At 71.6% G+C, this 19287-nt stretch carries 16 protein-coding genes; 10 read left to right on the top strand and 6 right to left on the bottom strand.

The window, feature by feature from the left end:
• Positions 1–15: 15 nt before the first annotated feature.
• Positions 16–510, bottom strand: coding sequence for an ATP-dependent zinc protease family protein (locus AC3RX0_RS13540; RefSeq protein ID WP_491506864.1), 495 nt, complete (start codon positions 508–510; stop codon positions 16–18).
• 18 nt (positions 511–528) lie between these two features.
• Between AC3RX0_RS13540 and AC3RX0_RS13535 the strand changes: the two genes are divergently transcribed.
• The 5 genes from AC3RX0_RS13535 (at position 529) to AC3RX0_RS13515 (ending at position 8417) form a co-directional block, all read left to right on the top strand.
• Positions 529–1719, top strand: coding sequence for a RimK family alpha-L-glutamate ligase (locus tag AC3RX0_RS13535; protein ID WP_491506519.1), 1191 nt, complete (start codon positions 529–531; stop codon positions 1717–1719).
• A 35-nt stretch (positions 1720–1754) separates the two neighbouring features.
• Entirely contained in the window at positions 1755–3884 is a 2130-nt protein-coding gene (pta, locus tag AC3RX0_RS13530; RefSeq protein ID WP_491506518.1) for a phosphate acetyltransferase, read from the top strand.
• Positions 3881–5113: an acetate/propionate family kinase gene (locus AC3RX0_RS13525; protein WP_491506517.1), complete on the top strand. Its 1233-nt coding sequence runs from the start codon at positions 3881–3883 to the stop codon at positions 5111–5113. The genes pta and AC3RX0_RS13525 overlap by 4 nt, the downstream gene beginning before the upstream one ends.
• Before the next feature lie 67 nt (positions 5114–5180).
• Positions 5181–5897 (top strand): HAD family hydrolase, encoded by a 717-nt coding sequence (locus tag AC3RX0_RS13520; RefSeq protein ID WP_491506516.1) that lies wholly within the window; start codon positions 5181–5183, stop codon positions 5895–5897.
• Positions 5898–5927: 30 nt separating this feature from the next.
• Complete coding sequence (locus AC3RX0_RS13515) at positions 5928–8417, top strand: glycoside hydrolase family 65 protein (protein WP_491506515.1); 2490 nt, start codon at positions 5928–5930, stop codon at positions 8415–8417.
• 28 nt (positions 8418–8445) lie between these two features.
• Here AC3RX0_RS13515 and AC3RX0_RS13510 read toward each other — a convergent pair whose 3' ends face one another.
• From AC3RX0_RS13510 to AC3RX0_RS13490, 5 genes are read right to left on the bottom strand one after another with little or no spacing between them, the layout of a single operon-like run.
• A complete protein-coding gene (locus tag AC3RX0_RS13510) occupies positions 8446–9231 on the bottom strand; it encodes a DeoR/GlpR family DNA-binding transcription regulator (RefSeq protein ID WP_491506514.1) in 786 nt (261 codons plus the stop codon).
• Between the two features lie 12 nt (positions 9232–9243).
• Complete coding sequence (locus tag AC3RX0_RS13505; RefSeq protein WP_491506513.1) at positions 9244–10098, bottom strand: class II fructose-bisphosphate aldolase; 855 nt, start codon at positions 10096–10098, stop codon at positions 9244–9246.
• Positions 10098–11027 (bottom strand): 1-phosphofructokinase family hexose kinase, encoded by a 930-nt coding sequence (locus AC3RX0_RS13500; protein ID WP_491506512.1) that lies wholly within the window; start codon positions 11025–11027, stop codon positions 10098–10100. Before AC3RX0_RS13500 ends, AC3RX0_RS13505 begins: the two co-directional genes overlap by 1 nt.
• Positions 11024–11953, bottom strand: coding sequence for an ROK family protein (locus tag AC3RX0_RS13495; protein WP_491506511.1), 930 nt, complete (start codon positions 11951–11953; stop codon positions 11024–11026). Before AC3RX0_RS13495 ends, AC3RX0_RS13500 begins: the two co-directional genes overlap by 4 nt.
• 7 nt (positions 11954–11960) lie before the next feature.
• The gene (locus tag AC3RX0_RS13490) at positions 11961–12839 is read right to left on the bottom strand and encodes an SIS domain-containing protein (protein ID WP_491506510.1); all 879 of its coding nucleotides are present in this window, start codon (positions 12837–12839) and stop codon (positions 11961–11963) included.
• Positions 12840–12963: 124 nt separating this feature from the next.
• Here AC3RX0_RS13490 and AC3RX0_RS13485 point away from each other — a divergent pair, with 124 nt between their 5' ends.
• Genes AC3RX0_RS13485 through AC3RX0_RS13465 form a run of 5 tightly spaced genes read left to right on the top strand, consistent with a single transcriptional unit; the run spans position 12964 to position 19224 of the window.
• Complete coding sequence (locus AC3RX0_RS13485) at positions 12964–15132, top strand: DNA polymerase III subunit gamma and tau (protein WP_491506509.1); 2169 nt, start codon at positions 12964–12966, stop codon at positions 15130–15132.
• 3 nt (positions 15133–15135) lie between these two features.
• Positions 15136–15729 carry a recombination mediator RecR gene (gene recR, locus AC3RX0_RS13480; RefSeq protein ID WP_491506508.1) on the top strand — a complete coding sequence of 198 codons (594 nt, stop codon included), beginning with the start codon at positions 15136–15138 and terminating at the stop codon, positions 15727–15729.
• Positions 15730–15739: 10 nt separating this feature from the next.
• Positions 15740–16783: a DMT family transporter gene (locus tag AC3RX0_RS13475; protein ID WP_491506507.1), complete on the top strand. Its 1044-nt coding sequence runs from the start codon at positions 15740–15742 to the stop codon at positions 16781–16783.
• Positions 16784–16837: 54 nt separating this feature from the next.
• A complete protein-coding gene (locus tag AC3RX0_RS13470) occupies positions 16838–18139 on the top strand; it encodes an aspartate kinase (RefSeq protein WP_491506506.1) in 1302 nt (433 codons plus the stop codon).
• A gap of 14 nt (positions 18140–18153) precedes the next feature.
• Positions 18154–19224, top strand: coding sequence for an aspartate-semialdehyde dehydrogenase (locus AC3RX0_RS13465; RefSeq protein ID WP_491506505.1), 1071 nt, complete (start codon positions 18154–18156; stop codon positions 19222–19224).
• The last annotated feature ends 63 nt before the right edge of the window (positions 19225–19287 follow it).

The raw sequence follows: 19287 nt of genomic DNA, 5'->3' as shown, positions 1-19287 counted from the left end.
GGGGCGGATGTGATCTCAGCGCCCGCGATTGCGTCGCCGCGCGTGCTTGGGCGCCCGCCCCCCGGCGAACGAACGGCCCGAATCGACGATGAATCCCTGCCGCAGGGCCTGGCGTCCGATCAGCATGCGGAAGCCCATCTCGTCACGGTTCGACAGGGTCACCTCGGCGGTGACGGTGCGGCCGAGCAGCACGATCGGCAGCAGGACCACGTAGCGCTCGTCCTCGTGCCCTGACGAGCTGCGGATGCGGCGCCGGTCGTGCACGTCGCACTCGTACGCGACCTCGTCGTCGTCGGACTCCTGCCACGGCCGCACACGGAACCGCACCCGGTCGGGGGCGGCGCCGGGCCCACCGGGGATCAGATGGACGTCGTAGGCGTGCAGCGACGACGTCCGGGCACCGGTGTCGAGCTTCGCCTTGATCCACGCGATGCCGAGGTCGGGCAGGCTCACCCATTCACGCCACCCGGCGATGATGCTTGGATGGGAACTCTGAGCCACGCCCCCCATCTTGGCAGGACCCATCCCATGAAACTCGCCATTCTCTCCCGCGCGCCGCAGGCGTACTCCACGCAGCGCCTTCGGGCCGCCGCCGTCCAGCGCGGCCATCAGGTCAAGGTGCTGAACACGCTGCGGTTCGCCATCGACCTGTCCAGCGACGAGCCCGACCTGCAGTTCCGCGGTCGCCCGCTCAGCGACTACGACGCGATCCTGCCGCGCATCGGCAACTCGATCACCTACTTCGGCACGGCCGTGGTGCGTCAGTTCGAGCAGATGGACGTGTACACCCCCAACACCGCCAACGGCATCTCGAACGCCCGCGACAAGCTGCGTGCGAACCAGATCCTGTCGCGGCACAACATCGCTCTGCCCCCGACCGCCTTCGTGCGCAATCGCGCCGATGTACGCCCGGCGATCGAACGGGTCGGCGGCGCGCCCGTGGTCATCAAGCTGCTCGAGGGCACGCAGGGGATCGGGGTCATCCTCGCTCCGCAGGTCAAGGTCGCCGAGGCGATCATCGAGACTCTGCACTCGACCAAGCAGAACGTGCTGATCCAGAAGTTCATCGCCGAGAGCCGGGGCCGCGACATCCGCGCCCTCGTCGTCGGAGACCGGGTGGTCGCCGCGATGCGCCGCGTCGCGAACGGCGACGAGTTCCGCTCCAACGTGCACCGTGGCGGAACGGTCGAGCCTGTCGTCCTGGACGCCGCCTACGAGCAGGCCGCAGTGCGCAGCGCCCAGATCATGGGGTTGCGGGTGGCCGGCGTCGACATGCTCGAGGGCGACGAGGGTCCGCTCGTGATGGAGGTCAACTCCTCGCCCGGCCTGCAGGGCATCGAGACGGCAACCAAGCTGGACGTCGCCGGCGCCATCATCGACTACATAGCCAACCAGGTGGGCTTCCCCGAGATCGACGTGCGCCAGCGCCTCACGGTCTCGACCGGCTACGGCGTGGCGGAGCTGCTCGTGCACGGCGACGCGGGCCTGGTCGGCCAGAGCCTGGGCGAGGCGGGGCTGTGGGAGCGCGACATCACCGTGCTCACGCTGCACCGCGGGTCGACGGTGATCCCGAACCCTCGCAAGGGAGTCGTGCTGGAGGCGGGGGACCGGCTGCTGTGCTTCGGCAAGCTCGAGGAGATGCGCTCGATGATCCCCGAGCGTCGCCGGCGGCGCCAGAAGGTGCGGCGGCTGCCCAAGGAGGCCCTGCCCGCCGAGTGAGTGCGCGCCCAGGCGGAGGTCCCTAGGCTGAAGTCGTGGCGCAGAGCATCTTCATCACATCCGCGGAGGGCCACTCCGGCAAGTCCACGATCGCTCTGGGTGTGCTCGACGCGCTCAGCCACGCCACCCCTCGCGTCGGTGTGTTCCGCTCGATCGCCCGGTCGACGGCCGAGCGCGACTACGTCCTCGAGATGCTGCTCGAGCATGACGGCGTCGACCTCGACTACGACGAGTGCATCGGCGTCACCTATGACGACGTGCACACCGACCCCGAGGCCGCGCTGGCGACGATCGTCGAGCGCTACAAGGCCGTCGAGGCCCAGTGCGACGCCGTCGTCATCCTCGGCAGCGACTTCACCGACGTCGGGGGCCCCGCCGAACTCGGCTACAACGCCCGCATCGCCGCGAACCTCGGCGCCCCGGTGCTGCTCGTGCTCGGCGGACGCTCGCAGCAGGGGCTCGGCGAGCAGCTGGGCAAGACGCAGGCGCGCACGCCCGAGCAGATGGGGCAGTTCGCCTCGCTCGCGCTCGCCGAGCTCGCGCACGGCCGCGCCGCCCTGTTCGCCGTCGTCGCCAACCGCACCGATCCGGAGACGCTGGGTGCGACGATCGCGGCCGTCGCGAAAGCGGTGGATGCCGCATCCCCGCCGACCGGGTCCGTTCCCGTGTGGGCGCTGCCCGAAGACAGGTTCCTGGTCGCGCCGTCGGTGCGCGGCGTGATGCGCTCGCTGGATGCGACTCTGCTCAAGGGCGATCCCGACCTGCTCACCCGCGAGGTGCTGGGCGTGGTGGTGGCCGGCATGTCGATGGACAACGTGCTGCCCCGCCTCGAGGCGAGTGCGATCGTCGTCGTCGCCGCGGACCGCACCGACGTGCTGCTGGCGACGCTGTTGGCCAACGCGTCGGGCACATTCCCGTCCCTGGCAGGCATCGTGCTGAACGGGCCCTTCCCTCTGCCGGACGCGATCGATCGGCTGATCGACGGCCTGGACTCGTCGCTGCCGATCATCACGACCGAGTACGGCACGTATGAGACCGCGCTGCGCGTGATGCGCACCCGGGGCCGCCTGGCGGCCGATTCGCGGCGGCGCTACGACACCGCGCTCGCCCTGTTCGAGAAGCACGTGGACGTCGACCGGCTCACCCACGCGCTGGGGCTGGTGCGTTCGAGCATCGTCACCCCGCTGATGTTCGGCTATCAGCTCATCGAGCGTGCACGCGCCGACCGCAAGCGCATCGTGCTGCCCGAGGGCGGCGACGACCGCGTGCTGCGGGCGGCGGCCACGGTGCTGGCCCGCGAGATCGCCGATGTGACGATCCTCGGCGACCCCGGCGAGGTGCGCGGCCGTGCCGTCGAGCTCGGCGTGGACATCTCGGCCGCGCAGCTGGTGAGCCCGTTCGATCCCGTGCTCGTCGACCGGTTCGCGCGCGAATACGAGCGGCTGCGCGTGCACAAGGGCATGACCTACGCGCGGGCCGCCGACACCGTGACCGACGTGTCGTATTTCGGTACCCTCATGGTGCACCTGGGCCTGGCCGACGGCATGGTGTCGGGTGCCGCGCACACCACGGCGCACACGATCCGGCCGGCGTTCGAGATCATCAAGACCGCGCCCGGCGTCTCGGTCGTCTCGAGCGTGTTCCTGATGGCGCTCGCCGACCGCGTGCTCGTGTACGGCGACTGCGCCGTGATCCCCGATCCCACCGCGACGCAGCTGGCCGACATCGCGATCTCATCGGCGGCCACCGCCGAGCAGTTCGGCATCGAGCCGCGGGTGGCGATGCTGTCGTACTCGACGGGCGAATCGGGGGCGGGCGAGGACGTCGAGAAGGTGCGGGCCGCCACGGCCTATGTGCGCGAGCGTGCACCGCAGCTGCCGGTCGAGGGTCCGATCCAGTACGACGCTGCGGCCGATGCCGCCGTGGCCGCGGCCAAGATGCCCGAATCGGATGTCGCGGGCCGGGCGACCGTGTTCGTCTTCCCCGATCTGAACACCGGCAACAACACGTACAAGGCCGTGCAGCGATCGGCCGGAGCGGTCGCGATCGGCCCGGTGCTGCAGGGGCTGAACAAGCCGATCAACGACCTATCGCGCGGCGCGCTGGTCGAAGACATCGTGAACACGATCGCGATCACCGCGATCCAGGCCCAGGGAGCGGCATGAGCATCGTCCTGGTCGTCAACAGCGGTTCCAGCTCGTTCAAGTACCAGCTGCTGGACATGCGCAGGCAGGCGGTGCTCGCCTCGGGGCTGGTGGAGCGGATCGGCCAGGCGATGGGCGTGTGCACGCACACCGTGATCTTTCCGCCCACCCCGCCCGGTGAACCGGCTCCGACCGTGCTGGATGCCACGTACGAGCGCGAATTGCCGATCCCCGACCACTTCGCCGGCTTCGACGTCATGCTGCAGGCGTTCACCGAGCACGGACCGAACCTCGACGAGAATGTGCCGGTCGCCGTCGGACACCGGGTCGTGCACGGGGGAGCGCGCTTCTTCGAGCCGACCCTGATCACCCCGCTGGTCGAGATCAACATCGAAGAGCTCGCGGTGCTCGCCCCGCTGCACAACCCCGCGAACCTCGCCGGCATCGTGGCGGCCAAGCGCGCGTTCCCCGACGTGCCGCACGTCGCAGTGTTCGACACGGCTTTCCACCAGACCCTCGCCCCGCCCGCCTACACGTACGCGATCGACGCCGAGCTGGCCGCCCACCACCGCATCCGCCGCTACGGCTTCCACGGCACGTCGCACAAGTTCGTCAGCGAGGCGGCCGCCGCCTTCGTCGGCCGTCCGCTGGCCGAGCTCAAGCAGATCGTGTTCCACCTGGGCAACGGGGCGTCGGTCACCGCGATCGACGGCGGGCGCTCGGTCGAGACCTCGATGGGGTTCACCCCGCTCGAGGGCCTGGTCATGGGTACGCGCTCGGGCGACGTAGACCCCGCGGCGCTGTTCCAGCTCGGCCGCCGCGCCGGGTTCACCGTCGACGAGCTCGACGAGCTGCTGAACAAGCGCAGCGGCCTGAAGGGGCTGAGCGGCTACTCCGACATGCGCGATGTGCTCACCGGCCGCGAACGCGGCGATGCGGCCTGCACACTGGCGTTCGACGTCTACGTGCACCGCTTGCGGGCCTACGCCGGCGCGTATCTCGCCCAGCTCGGCGGCGCCGACGTCATCTCCTTCACGGCCGGCGTGGGAGAGAACGCCGCCGACGTGCGCGCCGAGGCGCTGGCGACGCTGGGGTTCGCCGGGGTGCGCATCGACCCCGACCGCAACGCCGCGCGCGGCCGCGGCATCCGGATCATCTCGACCGACGACTCGACCGTCACGGTCCTCGTGGTGCCGACGAACGAAGAGCTCGAGATCGCCCGCCAGACCCTGCAGGTGACCGGCGGCTGAGGGACGCGGGCTCCCCGCGGCGGGCCGTCGCTCGTTACGCTGGAACCACGGCGACGAAAGGAATGCGGTGACCGACCTTCGGGAGTACGACGCCGTCCTGTTCGACCTCGACGGCGTGCTCACGCCCACGGCGCAGGTGCACATGCACGCGTGGCAGCACCTGTTCGACGAACTGTTCGCGGCATGGGAGGTGGGTCCGCCCTACACCGACCGCGACTACTACGAGTACGTGGACGGCAAGAAGCGGTACGACGGCGTGGCCGCCGTGCTGCGCAGCCGCTCGATCGAGGTGCACTGGGGCGACCCGTCCGATCCGCCCACGGCCGACACCGTCTGCGGCATCGGCAATCGCAAGAACGCAGTGTTCGCGCGAACCCTGCGCGCAGAGGGCATCACGCCGTACCCCGGCTCGCTGGCGCTTCTGGATCAGCTGCGGGATGCCGCGATCCCCGTCGCCGTGGTCTCGAGCTCGAAGAACGCCGACGAGGTGCTGCGCAGCGCCGGCATCCGCGACCGCTTCGGCGTCGTGGTCGACGGCGTCGTCGCCGAACGCGACGGCCTCGGCTCGAAGCCGGCCCCCGACATGTTCCTCGCGGCCGCCCGTGCGCTCGATGTCGAACCGGCCCGCACCGCCGCCGTCGAAGACGCGCTGAGCGGTGTGCGCTCCGCCGCCGCCGGCGGCTTCGGCCTCGTCGTCGGCGTCGATCGCGGCGTCGGCGCGAAGGTGCTGCGCGACGCGGGCGCCCATCTCGTCATCGCCGACCTCGCCGACCTGGTCGCATAAGACTGCCGGGCTTCCTAGACTCTCTTGATAATGATCGATCGCGACCGCTTCCCCGTGGACCCCTGGCGTCTGGTCGAGACGAGCTTCGACCTCGACGACGCGGGGGTCACCGAAACCCTCTTCGCCGTCGGCAACGGCTATCTCGGCATGCGTGGCAACCACCCCGAGGGCCGCCACGCCCACGAGCAGGGCACGTTCATCAACGGCTTCCACGAGACGTTCCCGATCCGGCACGCCGAGCAGGCGTTCGGCTTCGCCGAGGTCGGGCAGACCATCATCAACGCGCCCGACGCGAAGGTGATGCGCATCTACGTCGACGACGAGCCGCTCACGTTCGACCTCGCCGACGTGCGCGAGTACCAGCGCGAGCTCGATCTGCGCGACGGCGTCCTGCGCCGGCGCCTGCTGTGGGTCACGCCCAGCGGCAAGCACGTGCGGGTCGACTTCGAGCGCATGGTCTCGTTCGAGGAGCGGCACCTCGGGATCATGAGCGTGGACGTGACGGTGCTGGATGCCGATGCCCCCGTCACGGTCAGCTGCCAGATCGTCAACCGACAGGACGGCGAGAACATCTACGGCGGCACGCCGATGGCGCACCGCAAGCATGCGTTCGACCCGCGCAAGTCCGAACGGTTCGCCCAGCGCGTGCTCGAGCCGCAGGACTTCTGGCAGGACAAGCTGCGCGCGGCGCTGAGCTACCGCGTCGCCCAGTCGAACATGACGATCGCGGTGGCGGCCGATCACGTCGTCACCACCGAGAACACCTATTCGTCGCGCACGCTGGTCGAGCCCGACATCGCCAAGAACGTGTTCCGCTTCCAGGCGAAGGCAGGCGTCCCGATCCGGGTCGAGAAGTTCGTCAGCTACCACACGAGCGGCAGCGGCGTGCCGGCGCGAGAGCTCGTCGACCGGTGCCGCCGCACCCTCGACCGTGCGATGGCGGCGGGGTTCCCGGCCCATCTGCGCGCACAGCGCGCGTGGCTGGACGCGTTCTGGGACCGTTCCGACGTGCGCATCGGCGGCCGCGACGATCTGCAGCAGGCCGTGCGCTGGTGCCTGTTCCAGCTGGCCCAGGCCGCCGCGCGCGCGGACGGGCAGGGCATCGCGGCCAAGGGCATCACCGGGTCGGGCTACAGCGGGCACTACTTCTGGGACACCGAGATCTACGTGCTGCCGTTCCTGGCGTACACGACGCCGCAGTGGGCGCTGAACGCCCTGCGCATGCGCGTGCTGATGCTGCCGGCCGCGCGCAAGCGCGCGCACCAGCTCACCGAGGCCGGCGCGCTCTACCCGTGGCGCACGATCAACGGAGAAGAGGCATCCGCCTACTACGCGGCCGGCACCGCGCAGTACCACATCAACGCCGACATCTGCTTCGCCCTCGCGAAGTACGTGCGGGCCACCGGCGACCTCGACTTCCTGTACCGCGACGGCGTCGACATCGCCGTCGAGACGGCACGGTTGTGGGCCACGCTCGGATTCTGGCGCCGGCACGACGGTGTCGAGGAGTTCCACATCCACGGCGTCACCGGCCCCGACGAGTACACGACCGTCGTCAACGACAACCTGTTCACGAACGTGATGGCACGGTTCAACCTGCGCTTCGCCGCCCGCACGGTGCGCGAGATGGCCGAGCGCGACGGCGAGGTCTACCGCCGCATGGTCGCCCGGCTGAACCTCGACGCCGCCGAGCCGGACGCCTGGGAGCGGGCCGCCGAGGCCCTGCACATCCCGTACAGCCCGCAGCTGGGCATCCACCCGCAGGACGAGGTCTTCCTCGAGAAGGAGGTCTGGGACCTCGAGCACACGCCGCCGGGTCTGCGGCCGCTGCTGCTGCACTTCCACCCGCTGGTGATCTACCGGTACCAGGTGCTCAAGCAGGCCGACGTCGTGCTCGCGCTGTACCTGCAGGGCAATCAGTTCACGCCCGAAGAGAAGCTGGCCGACTTCGAGTACTACGACCCGCTGACCACCGGCGACTCGACGCTGTCGGCCGTGGTGCAGTCGATCCTCGCGGCCGAGGTGGGCTATCAGGAGCTGGCGCAGGACTACTTCGAGCGCTCGCTGTTCGTCGACCTCGCCGATCTGCACCACAACGCCGCCGACGGCGTGCACGTCGCCTCGGCCGGTGGCGTCTGGACCGCCCTGATCGCGGGCTTCGGCGGCCTGCGCGACGACGACGGGCTGAGCTTCGACCCGCGGCTGCCGGCGGGCTGGGACGAGCTGGCCTATGTCGTGCACTGGCACGGCACGCGGCTGGACGTGACGTTGCGCGCCGCCGCGATGACGGTGGTCGCCGGCCCCCAGGGCGACGTCGCGTTCACCGTCCGGGGGGTGCCGCACACGGTGTCCGCGGGTCAGACGCTGGTCGTGCCGCTGGCCGATCAGGGGCCGCTGATCTCGGGCCGTCCTACGCTGCGCGAGCTGATCGGCGAGCGCCGCGAGGACGGCACGCTGCTGGCGGCATCCGTCCCGACGACCGAGACCACGACGATCCCGGTGATCGCCGCCGACGACTGAACCGGCGGCGGGTTCAGGATGCCGCGGCTCACGCCGTGATGAGCTCCAGGCCGGCGTCCCGCACGGCGCGGGCGTCGGCATCCGAGACCTGACCGTCCGTGAGCAGCGCGTCCACCGCGTCCATCGTGCAGATGCGTGCGAACGCGGTTGCGGCGAACTTCGTGGAGTCGGCGACCACGACGGTGCGCCGTGCGGCGGCGACGAGGGCGGCGTTGACGGATGCCTCGCCCTCGTCGGGCGTGAACAGTCCGCGGGCGGGGTCGACGGCGGTCACGCCGAGGAACAGCGTATCGATGGAGATCTCGGGCAGGATGAGCCCGGTCAGCGGGCCGATCAGCTCATAGGAGCGGGCGCGGGCGACGCCGCCGATCACGACGATGCGCAGCTGGGGGCGCACGATGAGGTCGTTGGCGATGTTCACGGCGTTCGTGACGACGGTGGTCTCGGTGGCAGCGAACGCGGGGTCGGCCGCGGCGCGCACGCCCACCTCATAGGCGGCGGCGGTCGTCGTCGTGCCGCCGTTGAACGCGATCACCGATCCGGGACAGACGAGGCCGGCCACGGCCCGCGCGATCGCGCTCTTCTCGCGCCCGCGCCGCGCCGTGCGGTAGCGCAGCGGCAGGTCCCCGGTGGTGGAGTTCGACCGGGCGCCGCCGCGCGTGCGCTCCACGAGCTGCTGCTCGGCCAGCGCGTCCAGGTCGCGCCGGGCGGTCGGGCCCGACACGCCGAACTGTGCGATGACCTCTTCGACCCGCACCGCGCCCTTCTCGACGATGTAGTCGACCAGGCGCGACAGTCTCTCCTCGCGCTCCACCGGCACTCCTTTTCAGGCCTCGACGGCCGTGGGCCGGTCCGAGATCAGGCGGATGAGGCGCGCCGCCTCGACGGTCATCGCGGCACGGCCTTCGCGCAGATACCGTCGCGGATCCACGAGAGCGGCATCGGCATCCAGCACCGCGCGCACGGCGCGCGTGAAGAACCCGTTGAGGTGCGTCGAGACGTTGACCTTCACAATGCCGGCGGCGATCGCCTCGCGCAGATGATCGTCGGCCACGCCCGACGAGCCGTGCAGCACGAGCGGCACGGTCAGCGCGTCGCGCAGGTGCCCGATGAGCCCGAGGTCGAGCCGGGTGGTGCGGTCGGTGCGGGCGTGCGTGGACCCGACCGCCACGGCCAGCGCGTCCACGCCGGTGTCGGCGGTGAACGCGGCCGCCTCGGCGGGATCGGTGCGCACCCCGGGCGCATGGGCGCCGTTCTTGCCGCCGATCTCGCCGAGCTCGGCCTCGACGAACACGCCCGCCGCGTGCGCATGGGCGACGATCTCGCGTGTGCGGCGCACGTTCTCGTCGAAGTCGAGCTTCGCGCCGTCGAACATCACCGATCCAAAGCCCAGATCGACGGCGCGGTGGGCGAGGGCGGGGTCCTCGGCGTGGTCCAGATGCAGGGCGAGGCCGGCGGTCGATGCCTCGGCCAGCGCGCGCGTCGCCGCCGCGATCGGCTCGAGTCCGCCGTGGTACGCGACGCAGTTCTCGGAGATCTGCAGGACGAGGGGGTGGCCGGCCCGTTCCGCGGCGGCCACGAGCGCCTCGGCCGTCTCGAGGTTCACGACGTTGAACGCGGCCAGGCCGCGGCCCTGCCGGGCGGCGTCGCCGACGAGCGCGGCGGTGGGGACGAGGGGCATCACGACTCCGTTTCAGGGACGATCACGACGTGCGCGGCGAGTTCGGTGCGGCTCGCATGCAGCGTGCCGGCCAGCGGCGCGAGGACGGCGGCGGCCGACCACGCGACCGCGCGGCGGACGATCTCGGCGAGGTCGCGCTCGAGCTGCAGGCCGTCGTCGAGGGCGGCGGCGACGGCGGCGACGGCGGCGTCGCCGGCCCCGGTCGCGTTGCCGTGCAGCGGCTCGGGAAGGCGGCCGCGCAGCGCGGCGCCTTCGCGCGGGATGGCGACCAGGCCCTGCTCGCCGAGCGAGACGAGCACGAGGCCCGCGCCGTCCCGGTGCAGTGCCCGGGCGCCGGCGAGCGGATCGGCGGTGCCGACCGTCGCGCGCAGCTCGTCGGCGTTGGGCTTGACGACGTCGGCGCGCGATGCCGCCGCGGTCAGCAGCGCCGGACCGGTGAGGTCGGCGATGATCGAGATGCCGCGATCCCGGGCGGGCTGCAGCATCCTGCCCACGATGTCGTCGGGGGTGTCAGTGGGCAGCGAGCCCGACACCGTGAGCGCCGCCGCGCCGTCGCAGGCCGCCGCGATGGCCGCCAGGACGGCCGTCCATTCGGCGGCGCTGCGGGCCGGACCGCGCTCGTTCAGCTGCGTCGTGCGGCCCGGTTCGGTCTCGACCAGGGCGAACGTGCGGCGGGTGGGGGCGGCGCACGCCGTCAGGCGCACGTCGATGCCGTCGAGGTCGCGGGCGAACCAGTCCGCGTCGGCGGCGCCCACCGGGCCCAGCGCGATCGCGTCGTGGCCGGTCTGGGCGAGCACGCGGGCGACGTTCAGGCCTTTGCCGCCGGCGCGGCGACGCGACGCCGGGATCACCTGGCTCGCACCGGCCGCGAACAGGGGAGCTGTGATCGTGACGTCGACGGCGGGGTTCGGGGTGACCGTGACGATCATGTCGGCATCCCCGTGCGAGTGCGGGTGCGTGCGCGCAGAGCGGCGCCGACCACGCCGGCGTCGCCGCCGAGGCGGGCGCGCAGGATCGGGGTGTGACGGATCGGGAAGTACGCGTCCAGCCGCCGCTGCAGCGGGGCCAGCAGGGCGTCTTCGGCCTCGGACAGGCCGCCGGCGATCACGATCGCCTCGGGTGCGAGCACGGCGGCCGCGTGCGAGAGCCCGAAGGCGAGGGCGTCGACCGCGTCGTCCCAGATCTCGCGGGCGAGGGGGTCGGAGTCGATGCGGGCGAGCACGTCGCGCGCGCCGGCGACCGCGTGCCCGCTCGCGCGGGCGTAGCGGCGGGCGATGGCGGCGGCCGAAGCGGTGGCCTCGAGACATCCGCGGTTGCCGCACACGCACTGCTCGCCGCCGGGACGGACGACGGCGTGCCCGATCTCGCCGGCGTACCCGCCGCGCACGACCACCTCGCCGCCGACGATCACGCCCGCGGCGATACCGGTGCCGACGGTGAGCACGAGCGCGTCGGTCAGTCCCGCGGCAGAGCCCAGCTGCGCCTCGGCGGTCGCGGCCGCGCGTACGTCGTGGACCACGACGACCGGCAGCCCGAGGCACCGGGCCGCCAGGTCGCCGAACGGCACGTCGCGCCACTGCAGGTTCTCGGAGAACACGGCGATCCCCGCGTCGTCGTCGACGATCCCGGGCAGCGCCAGGCCCACCGCGGCCGGCCGCGGACCGTCGCCGATCAGGGTCGCGGCGGTGCCGGCCAGCACGTCCAGCAGCTCGTCCACGATGCGCGGCGAAGGCGAGGGGGTGCGGGCGCGGACGGCGGCGGCAACCGTGCCGTCCTCGCCGACCACGGTGGCTTTGACGTCGGTGCCGCCGACGTCGAACGCCAGCACCCGGGGACCGGGCTCGAGCCGCCGCATTTCGGGCTCACCCGCCGAGGATGACCGAGCGCGCCAGCGAACGGGGGCGGTCGGGGTCCAGTCCTCGCGCCTTGGCCAGTCCCACCGCGAAGCGCTGTGCGACCACGAGGGCGGCGAGCGGGTCGAGGTCGTGATGCACGAAGGTCGCGCCGGTGGCCGCGACATCCTGCTCCAATCCGGCCGGCACGGACCCGAACGCCCATACGTTGCGGCCGGGCTGTGCGATCGCGAGCGGACCGTGGCGGTAGTCCATCGCGGGGTAGGACTCGGACCAGTACTGGGCGGCCTCGCGCGTCTTCAATGCGGCCTCGGCGGCCAGCCCCACGGTCCAGCCGCGCCCGACGAACGTGGTCTGGTCCGCGCCCAGCAGCGGGTCGATGTCGATCTGCAGGGCGCGCTCGGCGTCGGCGGCGGCCGCCGCGACATCGTCGCCCAGGTGGGCGCGCAGCAGCGCCAGCACGCTCGTCGCGAACCGCGTCTGCACGACGGACTGCTCGTCGGCGAACTCCAGTGCCACCGTCGCGGTCGCCAGGTCGACCGCCGGCGCGTCGGGCACGGCGGTGATCAGCAGCGTCGGCGCCGACGTCGTGCGCAGCAGATCGATGATCTCGGTCGTGGTGCCCGAGCGCGAGATCGCCACGACGAGGTCGTAAGGGCGGTCGAAGGGGAACTCCGACCCCGCGAACGCGTCCGTCTCGCCGGAGCCGCCCTGCTCGCGCAGCACGGCGTAAGACTGCGCGATGAACCAGCTCGTGCCGCAGCCGACCACGGCGATGCGCGAGCCCGCGGTGGGCAGTCGATCGGCGACGGCCGGCAGCAGGGCCGCTGCCCGGCGCCAGGCGTCAGGCTGGCTGGAGATCTCAACGTCGACGAAGGTTCCGGTCATCGCACACTTCTCTCGTGATCCGTCGGGCATGACTGAGAGTGATCATAACGCGTTATAACGATCATTAAAAGTCATCTGTGCAGGAGGCCGTGAGCGTGTCCGAACCACACCGTAGGCTGGACGCGTGACCACCGCACTGTACCGCCGCTACCGGCCCGAGACGTTTGCGGAGATGATCGGGCAAGCGCAGGTCACCGAGCCGCTGATGACGGCCCTGCGCAGCGACCGGGTCGGCCATGCCTACCTGTTCTCGGGGCCGCGCGGCTGCGGCAAGACGACCTCCGCGCGCATCCTCGCGCGCTGCCTGAACTGCGCCCAGGGGCCGACCGACACCCCGTGCGGCACGTGCGACAGCTGTGTCGAGCTGGGGCGCGGAGGCGGGGGATCGCTCGACGTCGTCGAGATCGACGCCGCCAGCCACAACGGCGTCGACGACGCGCGCGACCTGCGCGAGCGGGCCGTGTTCGCCCCCGCGCGCGATCGGTTCAAGATCTTCATCCTCGACGAGGCGCACATGGTGACGCCGCAGGGGTTCAACGCGCTGCTCAAGCTCGTCGAAGAGCCGCCGGAGCACGTCAAGTTCATCTTCGCGACCACCGAGCCTGAGAAGGTCATCGGCACGATCCGCTCGCGCACCCACCATTACCCCTTCCGGCTGGTGGCGCCGGCGGCCATGCTCGAGTACGTCGATCAGCTGTGCACGCAAGAGGGTGTGACCGTCGAGCCGGGCGTGCTGCCGCTGGTCGTGCGCGCCGGCGGCGGTTCGCCGCGCGACACCCTCTCGGTGCTCGACCAGCTGATCGCCGGGTCTGACAAGGCGATCGTCACCTACGCGCGCGCCGTGGCCCTGCTCGGCTACACGCCGGCGGAGCTTCTGGACGAGGTGGTCGACGCGTTCGCGGGGCAGGATGCCGCGGCCGCCTTCGGTGCGGTCGACCGCGTCGTGCAGACCGGCCAGGATCCACGCCGGTTCGTCGACGACCTGCTCGAGCGGCTGCGCGATCTGATCGTGGTGGCCGCGACCGGCGACGGCGCCGCGGCCGTGCTGCGCGGCGTCCCGGCCGACGAACTCGCCCGGATGGCCGCGCAGGCGACGCGCTTCGGCGCCGAGCGCCTGTCGCGCATCGCCGACATCGTCGTCTCTGCGCTCGACGAGATGACCGGTGCGACCTCGCCGCGCCTGCAGCTGGAGCTCATGGTCGCACGGGTGCTCGCCCACGGCGCCCCCGCCGGCGCGAGCCCCGTCGTCCCGCGAGCACCGCGAGTCGAAGCGACGATCCCTGCCCCGCCGGCTCCCACACCGATGCCGACCCCGGCGCCCGAGCCCATGCCGACCCCGGCGCCCGAGCCCATGCCGACCCCGGAGCCGGCCCCGGCGCCGGGGCCGCAGCCCGCACCGTCGCCGGTTCCGCAGCCCGAGCCCATGCCGCCCGAGCCGCAGCCCGAGCCCTCGATCCCGCCGCCGGTCACCCTCGCGCGCATCGAGGCGGCGTGGCCGACGATCCTGCAGCGGCTCGAGGCCGTCGACCGCGGCTCGTGGCTGGTGGCCACCTCGGCGACCGTGCAGGGCTTCCACGACGACGTGCTCACCTTGAGCTTCGCGAGCGCGGCCGACGTCACGAAGTTCAAGAAGCTCCAGGCCGGCAACGGGCCCAGCGAGGATCTGCGCCAGGCGATCCAGGCCGAGCTCGGCGTGCGCGTGAAGTACATCGCCCGGCACGGCGGGGGCGATCCTGGTCGCGGCCCGGGCGGGGACGGTGGCCCCGGCCTTCCGGACGCACCGTCGGGCCCCGCGCCCTCGCACGAGCAGGCGCCGTCACGCGAGCAGGCGCCGCCCCGCGAACAGGCGCCGCCCCGCCAACGCGCGTCCGCGCCGGCCGAGCGGGCGCCGGCCCCTCGTGCGCAGTCTGTCCCCGCCGCATCGCCCGTGACCGACTGGGCGGTCGCGCCCATCCCTTCCGACCCCGCCGCGGCCCCCGGCCAGTTCGCCGTCGACGACGAACCCGAAGATGCGGCATCCGCGCGCATCGCGACCCTGGCACCGCCGCGCGAGGGTGACGTGCTGCCCGCCCGCGACATCGAGACGTCGCTGCCCGCCGACGACGACGAGCGCGAGGCCGACGACGAGATGACCGCACCCGAGCCGCCCGTGCAGGTCGTCGCACCGCGGCTGTCCACATCGACCGTGCGCGACGACGGCGTCGAGCGCGTCGGCGAGGCGGTCGTCCGACAGGTGCTGGGCGCCACGTTCGTGCGCGAAGAGCCCTACGAGACGGCGACGAGGTTCCAGTAATCCATGTATGACGGCATCGTCCAGGACCTGATCGACGAGTTCGGCCGCCTTCCCGGCATCGGACCGAAGTCGGCCCAGCGCATCGCGTTCCACATCCTGCAGACCCCGGGCTTCGACGTGTCACGGTTGTCGCAGCTGCTCGGCGAGGTGCGCGAGAAGGTGCGCTTCTGCGAGATCTGCGGCAACGTGTCCGAGCACGAGCGCTGCGCGATCTGCCGTGACCCGCGGCGCAACCCGGCTCTCATCTGCGTCGTCGAAGACGCGAAGGATGTCGCGGCCATCGAGCGCACGCGCGAGTTCCGCGGGCTCTACCATGTGCTCGGCGGTGCCATCAGCCCGATCGCCGGCATCGGCCCCGACGACCTGCGCATCGCCCAGCTCATGCAGCGCCTGGCCGACGGAACCGTGCAGGAGGTGATCCTCGCGACGAACCCGAACCTCGAGGGCGAGGCCACCGCAACCTACCTCGGCCGGCTGCTGCACACGCTGCAGATCACCGTCACCCGGCTCGCGTCGGGCCTGCCGGTCGGCGGCGACCTCGAGTACGCGGACGAGGTGACCCTGGGCCGCGCGTTCGAGGGTCGCAGGTCCGTGTGACAATTCACGGATGAGTGCAACACGGTTCAGCGCCAAGGGCTGGTGGCTGTTCGCCACGATGTCGGTGCTGTGGGGGATCACGTATCTCTTCATCAGCGAAGCGGTCGCGGCCTTCTCACCCGCGGCCGTCGTGAGCGGCCGCACTCTGATCGGCGCGCTCGTGCTGCTGCCGATCGCGATCCACCGCAGGGCCCTGCGACCCGCTCTGCGCGTCTGGCCCTGGGTGCTCGCGTTCGGGGCGCTCGAGATGGGCGGGCCGTTCTTCCTGCTCTCCAGCGCCGAGCAGACGATCCCGTCGGGTCTGACCGGACTGCTGGTGTCGACCGTGCCGCTGTGGGCGGCGATCATCGGGTTCATCGTCGGCGACCGCAAGCTGCTCACGCCGGTGCGCATCGCGGGACTGCTCGTCGGCTTCGGCGGGGTCGCGGTGATCGTCGTCGGCCAGGGCATGACGGTGTCCGACCCGGCAGCGGCGCTGATCGCCGTCACGAAGGTGCTGCTGACCGCGGTGCTGTACGCGATCGTGCCGTTCATCATCGCGACCAAGCTGCGCGACGTGCCCTCGCTCGGATCCGTCACGCTCGCCCTGGCAGTGGTCGGCCTGGCATATCTGCCGGTCGCCGTCATGACCCAGCACGCGGTGCCGTCGGTGCGCGGCACGGTGTCGCTGGTGCTGCTGGGCGTGCTGTGCACGGCCGTCGCCTTCATCGCCTTCTTCGCCCTGATCGACGAGGTCGGCCCGGTACGCGCGCCCCTGTTCACGTACCTCAACCCGGTGGTCGCGATCGCACTGGGGGCGATCGTGCTGGCCGAGCCGTTGACGCTCGGGCTGCTGCTCGGATTCCCCCTCGTGCTGCTCGGCTGCTGGCTGGCGGCCACCGGCGGGTGGCGTCGTCGGCAGACGGATGCCGCGGCGGCGGCTGACGCGGTCGCCGAGGCCGTGCCCGGAGCGATCGTCGAATCCGTGCCCGATCCGGTCGTCGAGGCCGATCCGGGCGACCGGCAGGTCCCCGAGCCCTGTCACATGGCCGGACCGGAATCCGCTGATCCGTAAAATGGAGTGCGGGCTGCGGCATCCTCGACCGCACGCGGCCCGGGGAGTTCGAACGTGGCGCTGATCGTCCAGAAGTACGGCGGGTCGTCCGTTGCCGATGCCGAGAGCATCAAGCGGGTCGCCAAGCGCATCGTCGACACCCGGCGCGCCGGGCACGACGTCGTCGTCGCCGTCAGCGCGATGGGCGACACCACCGACGAGCTGATGGACCTGGCAGCCCAGGTCGCCCCCATTCCGGCACCCCGTGAGCTCGACATGCTGCTCTCCAGCGGCGAGCGGATCTCGATGGCCCTGCTGGCGATGGCGATCCATTCGATGGGTTTCGAGGCGCGCTCGTTCACCGGCAGCCAGGCCGGCATGATCACCGACTCCCGTCATGGTGCCGCCCGCATCGTCGACGTCACTCCGATCCGCCTGCGCGAGGCGCTCGACGAGGGCGCGATCGTCATCGTCGCGGGCTTCCAGGGCTTCAACCGTGACACCCGCGACATCACGACACTCGGCCGCGGCGGCTCCGACACCACCGCGGTGGCGCTGGCGGCGGCTCTCGACGCCGATGTGTGCGAGATCTACAGCGACGTCGACGGCATCTTCACCGCCGACCCGAGGGTCGTGCCCCGGGCGCGCAAGCTCGACGTCATCTCGAGCGAAGAGATGCTCGAGCTCGCCGCCAACGGGGCCAAGGTCCTGTATATCCGCGCAGTGGAATACGCCCGCCGGCACGGCGTGCTGATCCATGCGCGCTCGACGTTCAGCTCGGGGGAGGGCACGCTCGTCGTCGACGAGGCGCGCCGCGCGCCCCTGGTCACGACATTCCCGCAGCTCAAGGGAGAACACATGGAAGAGCCCGTCGTCGCCGGTGTCGCCACCGACCTGAGCCAGGCGAAGATCACGGTCGTGGGGGTGCCGGACGTGCCCGGCAAGGCCGCCGAGATCTTCAAGATCGTCGCCAAATCCGGCGCGAACGTCGACATGATCGTGCAGAACATCTCCGCCGCCACGACGGGGCGCACCGACATCTCGTTCACGCTGCCCAAGGCCGATGCCGGGGCGGCCCTGCGCGCCCTCGCCGCCGAGCAGCACGACGTCGGGTACGAGAGCCTCGTGCACGACGACCAGATCGGCAAGCTGTCGGTCGTCGGCGCCGGCATGCGCACGAACTCGGGCGTCTCGGCCACGCTGTTCGAGGCGCTGAGCGCCGGCGGCATCAACATCGAGATGATCTCGACCTCCGAGATCCGCATCTCGGTCGTGCTGCGCGGCGACGACCTCGCCGAGGCCGCGCGCGCCGTGCACACCGCGTTCGGACTCGACGGCGAGGTCGACGCCACCGTCTACGCCGGCACCGGCCGCTGATTGGAGCCAAGGACATGACCCGTATCTCGGATTCCGGCGTGAACGTCGCCGTCGTCGGCGCCACCGGGCAGGTGGGCGCCGTCATGCGCGAGATCCTCGCCGAGCGCTCGTTCCCCATCCGCGAGCTGCGTCTGTTCTCCACCGCCCGCTCGGCGGGCACCGCCGTGGAGTTCGCCGGCGAGACCGTCGTCGTCGAAGACATCGCGACTGCCGACCCCACCGGCATCGAGATCGCCCTGTTCTCGGCCGGTGCGACCGGAAGCCGCGCGCACGCGCCGCGCTTCGCCGAGGCCGGCGCCGTCGTCATCGACAACTCGAGCGCCTGGCGCATGGATCCCGAGGTGCCGCTCGTGGTCAGCGAGGTCAACCCGCACGCGATCGACGACGCCCCGAAGGGCATCATCGCCAACCCGAACTGCACGACGATGGCCGCGATGCCGGTGCTGAAGGTGCTGGATGCCGCGGCCGGCCTGGAGCGTCTGATCGTCAGCACGTACCAGGCGGTGTCGGGCTCGGGCCTCGCCGGCGCGCAGGAGCTGCTCGGCCAGGTCGAGGCCGCCGTCGCGCAGGACGGCGTGATCGGACTCGTGCACGACGGGGGAGCGGTCGACTTTCCCGCGCCGGAGAAGTACGTCGCCCCGATCGCGTTCGACGTGATCCCCTTCGCGGGCAACCTCGTCGATGACGGCGACAACGAGACCGACGAAGAGAAGAAGCTGCGCAACGAGAGCCGCAAGATCCTCGAGCTGCCCGACCTGCGCGTGGCCGGCACGTGCGTACGCGTGCCGGTGTTCACCGGGCACTCGCTGTCGATCCACGCCGAGTTCGCCCGCGAGATCACCCCCGACCGCGCCCGCGAGGTGCTCAGCGCCGCACCGGGGGTCGTGCTCGACGAGGTGCCCACGCCGCTGCAGGCCGCCGGAAAGGACCCGAGCTTCGTCGGACGCATCCGCGCCGACCAGTCCGCGCCCGACGGCAAGGGGCTCGTGCTGTTCATCAGCAACGACAACCTGCGCAAGGGCGCCGCACTGAACGCGGTGCAGATCGCCGAGCTCGTCGCCGCCCGCCTGACCGCGGCCGCCTGACGCGGCATCCCACCGCCCTTTCGCCGTCGCGCACGGCCGGGCGGGGCACGGTCCGCGGCGGTG

This window comes from Microbacterium sp. W1-4-2 (genome assembly GCF_058349885.2).
The sequence above is the reverse complement of the archived record's forward strand: the minus strand, read 5'-3'. Positions and strand labels throughout refer to the sequence as shown.